Origin of the sequence: Phenylobacterium sp. (genome assembly GCF_035276905.1) — a bacterium.
In the GTDB taxonomy this organism is placed as follows: Bacteria; Pseudomonadota; Alphaproteobacteria; order Caulobacterales; family Caulobacteraceae; genus Phenylobacterium.
Genome location: NZ_DATELG010000168.1, coordinates 1 through 2,786, shown reverse-complemented (window position 1 = coordinate 2,786; position 2,786 = coordinate 1). Strand labels below are relative to the sequence as shown.

Sequence of the window (2,786 nt, the reverse complement as noted above, 5' to 3'; positions counted from 1 at the left end):
TGGCGGGCGTCGTCATCGGTCGCTTCACGCCGGGCGTCATCGCCGACCGCCAGGTCGCGAGCCAGCTGGCCGAGATCGGCGTGATCCTCCTGATGTTCGGCGTGGGCCTGCACTTCTCGCCCAAGGACATCCTGGCGGTGCGCCGCGCGGCCGTGCCGGGGGCCCTGGTCCAGGTGGCTCTCGGCACTGCGCTCGGCTGGGCCCTGGGGCGGCTGATCGGCCTGGGCGACGGCGAGGCGGTGCTGCTCGGCTTCTCGCTCGGCATCGCCTCCAGCGTCATCGTCCTGCGGACGCTCGAGGAACGGCACGAGCTGAAGACCGAGACCGGGCGGATCGCCATCGGTTGGCTGGTCGTGCAGGACCTGGTCGCGGTCGTCGCCCTGGTGCTGCTGCCGCTGATCGCCGGCGCCGCGCACCCCGACCCTTGGACGTCGCTAGGCCAGATCGGCTGGCGGCTCCTGATGATCGGCATCTTCGTCGGCCTGATGTTCGTCGTCGGCGGCCGCGTCCTGCCCTGGCTGCTGATCGGCCTCGCCCACACCCGCTCGCGCGAACTCTTCACCCTGGGCGTGCTGGCGATCGCCCTCGGCATCGCCTGGCTGGCCTACGCCGCCTTCGGCGCTTCCTTCGCGCTCGGCGCCTTCGTCGCGGGCCTGGTGCTGAACGGCTCGCCGCTGGGTCACAACGCCGCCGAGCGGTCGCTGCCGCTCAGGGACGCCTTCGCCGTGCTGTTCTTCGTCTCGGTCGGCATGCTGTTCGACCCGACCATCCTGATCCGCCAGCCGCTGGCGGTGGCGGGCGTGCTGGCGGTGGTGCTCATCGCGGCCCTGGCCGCGGCCGTGGCGCTCAGGCTCGGCGGCCAGCTCGACCGCGCGCATGCGGCCCTGCTGGCGGGCTCTCTGCCGCAGATCGGCGAGTTCTCGTTCCTGCTCGCCGGCCTTGCCGTCACCTTGGGGGCCATGACCCACCAGGCCCACAGCCTGATCGTCGGCGCCGCGATCCTCTCGATCGCGCTCAATCCGCTGATCGTCTGGGCGACGGTGAAGGCGGCGGGGCCGGCCTCCTCTCCCCGCTCGCGGGGAGAGGCATCTTCGCCCTCAGATCATCCCCGATAGCGGCGAGGACGGGTCGGCGTACATGCGCTTGGCCATGCGGCCGGCGAGGAAGGCGTCGCGGCCGGCCATGACCGCGTGCTTCATCGCCCGCGCCATGCGGATCGGGTCGCCCGCCTCGGCGATGGCGGTGTTCATCAAGACCGCGTCGCAGCCGATCTCCATCGCCAGCACGGCGTCGGACGCCGTGCCGACGCCGGCGTCCACCAGCACGGGGACCTTCGACTGCTCGATGATCAGGCCGAGGTTCAGGAAGTTCTGGATCCCCCGCCCCGAGCCGATCGGCGCCGCCGCCGGCATGATGGCCGCAGCGCCGGCCTCCTCCAGCTTCCTGGCGTAGACCGGATCGTCCGAGCAATAGACCATCACCTGGAAGCCGTCCGCGACCAGCATCTTCAGCGCACGGAGGGTCTCCTCCATGTCCGGCAACAGGTGCTTGGTGTTCGACAGCACCTCCAGCTTGACCAGGTCCCAACCGCCGGCCTCGCGCGCGAGGCGCAGCGTGCGGACCGCGTCCTCGCCGGTGAAGCAGCCGGCGGTGTTCGGAAGGAAGGTGAAGCGGTCGGGCTTTACATGGTCGACCAGCATCGGCTGGCTGGGGTCGGACAGGTTCACCCGCCGCAGCGCCACCGTGACGATCTCGGCGCCCGCGGCCTCGGCGGCTGCGGCGTTCTGGGCGTAGTCCTTGTACTTGCCGGTGCCGACGATCAGCCGCGAACGGAAGGTGCGGCCGGCGACCGACCAGGTATCCTCGTGACTCTGGGTTCCGTCCACGTCAGCCGCCTCCGATAAAATGCACGATCTCGATCCGGTCGCCGTCTTCCAGCGCGGTCCTGTCGTACGCCGAACGGGGCACGATCTCCAGATTGCGCTCGACCGCGACCTTGCGCCCGTCCAGGCCCAGCGCCGCCACGAGCGCGGCCACATGCGGCACGCCCGCCAGCGTCTTGGCCTCGCCATTGACAGTCAGGTTCATCGGCGTGATCTCCGGCGCGCTTGTGACCCCCGCCTGCGACCGTTACAAGACCGCGGAATCGACGGCGGAGCCCAATGTCGAAACCGATCTATGTGCTGAGCGGCCCGAATCTCAACCTCCTGGGGACCCGCGAGCCGGAGATTTATGGACGCGACACCCTGGACGACGTGCGCAAGCTCTGCGAAGCGCGCGCGCAGGCGCTTGGCCGCGGAGTCGTGTTCCGCCAATCGAACCACGAGGGCGAGCTGATCGATTGGATCCAGGAGGCGCGCGAGAAGGCCTGCGCGATCGTCATCAACCCCGCGGGCTACGGCCACACCTCGGTGGCGATCCTCGACGCCCTGAAGGCCGCGGAGCTGCCTGTGGTGGAATGCCACCTTTCCAATCCAGCGGCGCGCGAGGAATTCCGCCGCCACACCTACGTCTCCCTCGCCGCGACGGGCCTGGTCTCCGGCTTCGGCGCGAGGAGCTACGAGCTGGCCGTCGAGGCGGCCGCGGGCCTCGCCCGCTGATCCCTGACGACGCCCCAGAAGAACAAAAGGACGGAACGAACGCATGGCTAGCAGTCCCAAGGCTCCCGCCGATCCGATCGACGCGCGCCTGGTGCGCGAACTGGCCGACATCCTGACCGACACCGGCCTCAGCGAGATCGAGGTGGAGCACGCGGGGCTGAAGATCCGCGTCGCCAAGACCCTGAC

4 protein-coding genes and 1 pseudogene are annotated in these 2,786 nt (G+C 70.0%); 3 read left to right on the top strand and 2 right to left on the bottom strand.

From position 1 onward, the window contains the following. The coding region (locus VJS38_RS07705) for a cation:proton antiporter (protein WP_324087568.1) at positions 1-1,115 on the top strand (1,115 nt) is incomplete at its 5' end. Here the strand turns inward: VJS38_RS07705 and VJS38_RS07700 are convergent. After that, the gene (locus tag VJS38_RS07700) at positions 1,098-1,886 is read right to left on the bottom strand and encodes a thiazole synthase (RefSeq protein WP_414692420.1); all 789 of its coding nucleotides are present in this window, start codon (positions 1,884-1,886) and stop codon (positions 1,098-1,100) included. The two genes, VJS38_RS07705 and VJS38_RS07700, sit on opposite strands and share 18 nt — an antisense overlap. Before the next feature lies 1 nt (position 1,887). Beyond that, a complete protein-coding gene (gene thiS, locus VJS38_RS07695) occupies positions 1,888-2,088 on the bottom strand; it encodes a sulfur carrier protein ThiS (protein ID WP_324087567.1) in 201 nt (66 codons plus the stop codon). Between the two features lie 74 nt (positions 2,089-2,162). On the opposite strand from thiS, the gene aroQ reads away from it, so the two are divergent. Both aroQ and VJS38_RS07685 read left to right on the top strand, forming a co-directional pair. After that, on the top strand, positions 2,163-2,600 hold the full coding sequence (gene aroQ, locus VJS38_RS07690) for a type II 3-dehydroquinate dehydratase (protein WP_324087566.1): 438 nt from the start codon (positions 2,163-2,165) through the stop codon (positions 2,598-2,600). A 43-nt stretch (positions 2,601-2,643) separates the two neighbouring features. Next, positions 2,644-2,786: pseudogene (locus tag VJS38_RS07685) on the top strand (acetyl-CoA carboxylase, biotin carboxyl carrier protein); the annotation flags it as partial.

Bases quoted from the DNA above. Each gene is read 5' to 3' on its own strand.
- thiS (WP_324087567.1), bottom strand. From the start codon at position 2,088: ATGAACCTGACTGTCAATGGCGAGGCCAAGACGCTGGCGGGCGTGCCG.
- aroQ (WP_324087566.1), top strand. From the start codon at position 2,163: ATGTCGAAACCGATCTATGTGCTGAGCGGCCCGAATCTCAACCTCCTG.